Below are 6495 nucleotides of genomic sequence, written 5' to 3'. Positions count from 1 at the left end.
GCCGCGCCGCCGCGACCAGCCCCCGCATCAGCGCGGAGCCCGGCGCGTCGAGCATGGCCCGCGTGGCGCCCGTTTCCACGATCCGACCCGCGTCCAGCGCGGCGACCCGGTCCGACCGGCCTGCCACGACCGCGATATCATGGGTGATGAGCAGCACGGCCATGCCGCGCGCCCGCGCCGCGCTGTCGATGAGGTCCAGAATCCCCGCCTGTGTAGGGGTGTCGAGATCGGTCGTCGCCTCGTCGGCGATGAGCAGCGCGGGATCGCCCGCCAGCGCCGCAGCCACCGCCGCGCGCTGGCACAACCCCCCGGAAAGTTCATGCGGCAGGGCGTCCGCCAGAACCGGCGGAAAGCGCACATCCTCCAGCAACCCCGCCACCTGCGCCGCGACCTGCTTCGGCCGGAGGGGCTGGTGGCGGGCCACCACATCGGCCACCTGATCCCGGATGGAAAGCAGCGGGTTCAGCGACCGGCGCGGCTCCTGAAACACCATGCCGATCCGTCGCCCGCGAAGGGGCTGCCAGTCCGGGGGTGCCGCCAGCGTCTGCCCGGCGAACCGGATCGTGCCGCCCACCCGCACCGCCCGAGCGGGCAACAGCCCGGCGATGGCGGCGGCGAACATCGACTTGCCCGACCCGCTCGGCCCGACGAGAGCCAGCCGTTCGCCCGGCGCAAGCGTGAGCGATACCCCCGCCAGCATGGTCCGCCCACCGACCGCCACGGCGAGATCCTCGACCTCGATCAGGCTCATTCCCGCCCCCGGACGGCAAGCCAGCCCCGGAGGCGGTCCCCCGACAGGTTGCAGGCCAGAATCGCCAGCATCAGCGCGAGGCCCGGAAACGCGGCCACCCACCACGCCCCCGAGGCCACGAACCGCGCGCCTTCCGCCACCATGAGGCCCCATTCGGGCGTGGGCGGCCGGATACCGAGGCCAAGGAACGACAGCCCCGCCGCATTCATCATGGCCCAGCCGAGGTTCACCGAGCTTTGGACCGCCACCACCGGCAGGATCTCGGGCAGGAGGAGCAGGCGCAGGATCCGCCCCTCGCCGGAGCCGCCGATGCGGGCCGCCTCCACATAGGGCGCGCTGCGCCGCCGCGCGGCCTCCGTCCGGGAAAGGCGCATGTAGAAGGGCAGGTTCACCAGAGCCGTGGCAAGGATGAGGCTGCTCATCGACGGCCCCATGACCGCCGCGACCGCCATGGCAAGGAGAAAGAGCGGGACGGCCAGCATCACCTCGCTCACCCGCCCCAGAAGCGCATCGGCCCAGCCGCCACGGAAGCCCGCCGCCGCCCCCAGAAGCGTGCCCGGTATTGCCGCCAGCAATACCGCCGCCGCTGCGATCCCCAGATCGATCCGCGCGGCGGCGATGGTCCGTGAAAACACGTCCCGCCCCACGTGATCCGTGCCGAACCAGTTCCGCGCGGAGGGCGGCGACAACGCCCGCGCCGCATCCGTCGCCAGCGGATCGAAGGGGGTGATCCAAGACCCGATGAGCGCCAGCAGAACGAAGCCGCCCAGCAGCAGCAGGGGCAGTCGGTCAGCGATGGGCCGTCCTCGGGTCGATGAGAGCATGGGCCAGATCAACAAGCAGGTTGGCGGCAATCAGCACCGCAGCGACGGCAAGCAGAAAGCCCTGCAATGCCGCATAGTCGAGCGCGACGAGCGCGTCCATCGCGAAGCTCCCCAGCCCCGGCCAGGCGAACACCTTTTCCACCACGACATTCGCGCCGAAAAGATAGGCGAAGGTCAGTCCGGCCGTCGTGCTGATCGGCAACAGGGCATTCCGAAGCGCATAGCTCCCGATCAGTCGACCCGCCCCCAGTCCACGCGCGCGCCCCGCCCGGAAATAGTCCGCAGACAGGGCCTCCCCCATCGCGGTCCGGGTGATCCGGGCGATGGGACCGAGCGCGAAGATTGCCATTGTCAGCGCGGGCAGCACCAGATGACCGATGGCGGAGGCCAGAGCCTGCCCGTCTCCCGCAACGAGACTGTCCACGATAAGGAAACCCGTAATCCTTTGAGGGAATGACAGGAAAGGGTCCAACCGGCCCACTGGCTCCGGCAGCCAGCCCAACTCATCATATAGAAGATGTGACAAAAACAACGCAGTTACGAAGGTGGGAATGCTGAGGCAAATTGCCGACAGCAGGCTTCCGATCCTGTCGATGCCGCTTTCAGGCCGGAGCGCGCCGGCGATGCCGAGTGTGACCCCCAGGGAAAGCGCGATGAAAAGGGCGCAAAGCGCAAGCTCCAGCGACGCGGGGAGGCGGCGGGCAATCTCCTCCGCCACGGGCCGGCCGGTCGCGCGAGAATAGCCGAGATCCCCCCGTGCCAGCCCCGTGACATAGGCTCCGAACTGAGCTGGCAGCGGCTTGTCGAGAGCAAGTTCCGCCCGAAGCGCCCGCGTTTCCGCCTCTGTCATCCCCGGCTGGCTTGCATACAGAGCGGCAGGATCGCCCGGCAGCAGGCGGGTCAGCATGAAACCGAGGCAGAGAACGGCGAACAGCGTCGGAATCGCGGCAAGGCAGCGCAGCAGCAGAAACTTCATGCGATCCTTTCGGCCCGACACCTCACAGAATCAGACATGTCGGGAAATGCGCAGCCCCGCAAGCAAAGAAAAAGGCGGCGCCGAGGCGCCGCCTTTTACAGGGGTCAGTCCGATCAGGCGTCTTTGCGACGCATGCGGCGCAGACCCGCCACACCCGCAAGCGCACCAGCGAGGAGGACGCCGGCAGCCGGAAGCGGCACGGGAGAAACGGAGACGGAGTCGATATCGAAGCCATCGCGTCCGCGGCCGAGAATGACGGGCGACGTGTCGATGATACGCAGGGTATCGAAGATACCGCTGAACGACAGGGCGATGGTCTCCATGGCGTTGGTGATTTCACCGATCTTGGTGAAGCTGCCGGCCGAGCCACCCCACACTTCCGCGCTTTCGAAATAGGTATCGCGCGGCAGCCAGGTCACCTCGATCACCGCGCCGGGTCCTGTGAAGCTTTTGCCGAAGGTGAAATCGGCAAAGCCGCCATAACCGAGCGACAGAAATTTCCCGTCAGGCGTACCGAGCGCGTTGTCAGGATTGCTCCGCCCGGGCCTCAGATCGCCGAAGCCGGGTGTCCAAGTCGCGCCGGTTGCATAGATGGGCGCTGCAAGTGCAGCACCAGCCGAAAGAGCGACCGCCGCAACGGTCGCGAAAGCAAGAGATTTAACAGTCATGATATTCCCCCGGAAAACTTAAAACTTTCCACATGGGCATCGTGGCGCCCGAGGGAGATGGTGACACAAGTCTCTCTAAAAGAAAGGAATCTTTTAAAATTTAGTATGAAAATATTTGTTTCTCTCCGATGACATGATGGTGCTGCTGCAAAGTGACGAAAAATTATGCGGCAGTGCCGCATTGAAGCACTGCCGCATTATTTCTTCGCAGGAAACGAACGGAGGTTTAGTCGGGTGGATTCTCGCGCAGCGGAACCTTCGGCAACGCACTCTGGGGCAAGGGATGAGCCGCGATCTCGCGCGCCCATTCGCGCCAGATGGAGACAAGCAGCGCCATCAGCACCGGCCCCACGAACAGCCCGACAATGCCGAGCGTCTTCACCCCGCCGATAAGGCCGAAGAACGTGGGCAGGAACGGCAGCTTCACCGGCCCCCCGACCAGCACGGGCCGGATGGTCTTGTCGACGATGAACAGTTCGACGCAACCCCAGATGAACAGGGCCGCACCCGCGCCGGCGGAACCGCTGCCGACCAGATAGAGGGAAATGAGCGTGAAAGAGAGCGGCGCACCCCCCGGTATCAATGCCATGAACCCGGTAATGACCCCGAAGGTGACCGGGGATGGCACCCCCGCCAGCCAATAGGCCACGCCGAGAATCAGGCCCTCACCTATGGCGATGAGCGTCATCCCCGTCACGGTCGAGGAAATCGTGCGTGGGATGATCCGCGAAAGCCGCTCCCATCTGCCGGGAACGATCCGCTCCCCCATCATGTCGAGCTGCGCCGCCACCCGGTCCCCGTCGCGGTAAAGCACGAACAATGTGATGAGCATGAAGATCAGCGCCAGCGCGAGGTGCAGCGCCATGGAACTCGCCGTAAGCACACCCCGATAGATCGTGCCGATATTGGCCCCGCTCGTCACCTGAACAAGCTCTCCGATCGCGCCGGGGCGCCCGATATGCTGGCTCCATTGCTCCACCAGCCAGCTTCCAATGACGGGGAACGTGTCGAGCCAGTCGGGCGGCGGCCCTCCTACGGCGTTGATCTGAATGGCCCATGACAGCCATTCCCGAAACTCGCGCGCCGCATAGCCAAGCGCGATGATGATCGGGATCACCAGAAACAGCACGATGAGCAGGACGAGCAAAGCGCCCGTCAGCGTCCGCCCCAGCCCGACCCTGTCATGCAACCGCACCCGCAGCGGCCATGTGGCAAAGGCGATGATCGTCGCCGCCAGCACCGGCACCAGAAAGTCATGAAAGAACCAGACCGACGCGGCGAGGACGCCGACCAGAAGCCATCGGGCAAGAGAGGAATAGGCGATCAACGGCGGGCGGCGCAGGTCCGCGCGGTGGACGAGATGGATCTGCCGATCCCGCTTGTTCTCGTGCTCGTTGTCCGTCACCTGATCCACGCCTTGCTCCGCTTGCATGCGCTGCCAGCGCACCACTGGACAAGAAGCGATCCCGCAGCCCGATGCAAGATCGGCAATGCCGCACCTGTTTTTTACCCAACGGCGGAACTACAGCGGAGGGGCCGCGTTAACCCTCAGAAGGATAAGGCAGGACAGAAGCAGATGACCACAGCGCTTCCCTTTTTGCTCGCCCTCGCTGCCGTTGTTACAGCAATAGCGGTGCCGAAGCTTATCGCGCGCGACATGCCGGTTCGAGTGGAACGGCAAAGATCACGCAGAACGCGCGTGAACAGGCACCCGTAAACTAAGGAGCCTCCGTTGAAGGGCGTACTTGCTTGGCTGATCGGTATTCCGATCCCCCTCATCATAATCCTCTATCTCGTTAACGTTTTCTGAGTGACCGAAGTGAATGTTGAGCCGCGCCTTCCCAAAAGGCGCGGCTTCTTCCTTTTTGCACAACGCGTGGCTTTCCTCAGATGTGCAGCGCGTGGCCGAGCGCGCGAAGACAGGCCTCCTGCAGACCCTCGCCCTGCGTGGGATGGGCGTGAACCGTTCCCGCCACATCCTCCAGCAGCGCCCCCATCTCGATGGCCAGACCAAAGGCCGCCGCCAGTTCCGAAACGCCATGGCCCACCGCCTGGATCCCGAGGATCAGGTGATCGGACTTGCGGGCCACCACGCGGATGAAACCGTCGTCGCGCTCGACGGTCATTGCACGGGCATTTGCGGCGAAGGGAAAGCTCGCGGTCAGCATGGCGATGCCCTGCGCCTCCGCCTCCTCGGGGGAAAGGCCGGCGGTCACCACCTCCGGGTCGGTGAAACACACGGCGGGAATCACCCGCTTGTCCCAGACGCGCCGCTCCCCCGCGACGATCTCGGCCACCATCTCCCCCTGTGCCATCGCACGATGGGCGAGCATCGGCTCCCCCGTCACATCGCCGATCGCATGGATCCCCCGCATGGATGTCCGGCACCCGTCATCCACCGCAAGGAACCGGCCGTTCCGGGTGAGCGACAGCTCCTCCAGCCCCCACCCCTCCAGTTGCGGCTTCCGCCCGACGGTCACCAGCACCTTCTCCGCCGCGATCTGCTCCACCTCGCGGCCGGTCTCCACGGTGAGCTGGCCGTTGCCGAACACCCGCGCCTTCGCCCCGGTGAGCACCCGGACGCCAAGCGCCTGCAACCGCTGCGCCACGGGCCTTGTAAGGTCCGCGTCGTAAAGCGGCAGGATGCGGTCGGCCATCTCCACCACCGTGACCTGCGACCCCAGCTTGGCGAAGGCCGTGCCGAGTTCGAGGCCGATATATCCGCCCCCCACCACCGCCAGCGTCCGTGGGATATCGGTGAGCGACAGCGCCTCGGTTGAGGAGATGACATCCCCGCCAAAGGGCAGGAAGGGCAGTTCCACCGGCACGGAGCCGGTCGCGATCACCACGGTTTCCGCGGTGATGGTGTAGCTCTCGCCCTCCGCCGAGGTCACCGTCACGGTCTTGCCATCCACGAAACGCGCGGTGCCCTCGATCAGCCGCGCCTTGGCCTTCTTCAGCAAAGCCCCGACGCCGCCGTTCAGCCGCTCCACTATGCCGTCCTTCCACGCCACCGTGCGGGAAAGGTCGATGGCGGGGTCGGCGGCGGTGATGCCCAACGCCCCCTCCGCCGCGAAGGTGCGCAGGCGGGCGAACTCTTCCGCCGCGTGGATCAACGCCTTGGACGGGATGCAGCCGATGTTGAGACAGGTGCCCCCGGGCTTGCGCGGATCGACGATGATCGTGTCCACCCCCAGTTGCCCGGCGCGGATCGCGCAGACATAGCCCCCCGGGCCTGCCCCGATCACGAGCAGCTTGCAGGTCAGTTCGGCCATG

Annotated in this window: 6 protein-coding genes; all 6 read right to left on the bottom strand. The window is 65.8% G+C overall.

Features of this window, described 5'->3' with window-relative positions:
* On the bottom strand, positions 1-751 hold a 751-nt coding region (locus CDV49_RS17800; RefSeq protein ID WP_088216734.1), incomplete at its 3' end, for an ATP-binding cassette domain-containing protein.
* A complete protein-coding gene (locus CDV49_RS17795) occupies positions 748-1575 on the bottom strand; it encodes an ABC transporter permease (protein ID WP_088216733.1) in 828 nt (275 codons plus the stop codon). The genes CDV49_RS17800 and CDV49_RS17795, both read right to left, overlap by 4 nt.
* A complete protein-coding gene (locus CDV49_RS17790) occupies positions 1541-2551 on the bottom strand; it encodes an ABC transporter permease (protein WP_088216732.1) in 1011 nt (336 codons plus the stop codon). The genes CDV49_RS17795 and CDV49_RS17790 overlap by 35 nt, the downstream gene beginning before the upstream one ends.
* A gap of 113 nt (positions 2552-2664) precedes the next feature.
* A complete protein-coding gene (locus CDV49_RS17785) occupies positions 2665-3219 on the bottom strand; it encodes a VPLPA-CTERM sorting domain-containing protein (protein WP_088216731.1) in 555 nt (184 codons plus the stop codon).
* Positions 3220-3445: 226 nt separating this feature from the next.
* Positions 3446-4585 (bottom strand): AI-2E family transporter, encoded by a 1140-nt coding sequence (locus tag CDV49_RS17780; protein ID WP_373447817.1) that lies wholly within the window; start codon positions 4583-4585, stop codon positions 3446-3448.
* A 520-nt stretch (positions 4586-5105) separates the two neighbouring features.
* On the bottom strand, positions 5106-6494 hold the full coding sequence (gene lpdA / locus CDV49_RS17775) for a dihydrolipoyl dehydrogenase (protein WP_088216729.1): 1389 nt from the start codon (positions 6492-6494) through the stop codon (positions 5106-5108).
* Position 6495 lies beyond the last annotated feature (1 nt).

The sequence above is a fragment of the Haematobacter genomosp. 1 genome, from assembly GCF_002196855.1.
Taxonomy (GTDB): Bacteria; Pseudomonadota; Alphaproteobacteria; order Rhodobacterales; family Rhodobacteraceae; genus Haematobacter.
The sequence above is the reverse complement of the archived record's forward strand: the minus strand, read 5'-3'. Positions and strand labels throughout refer to the sequence as shown.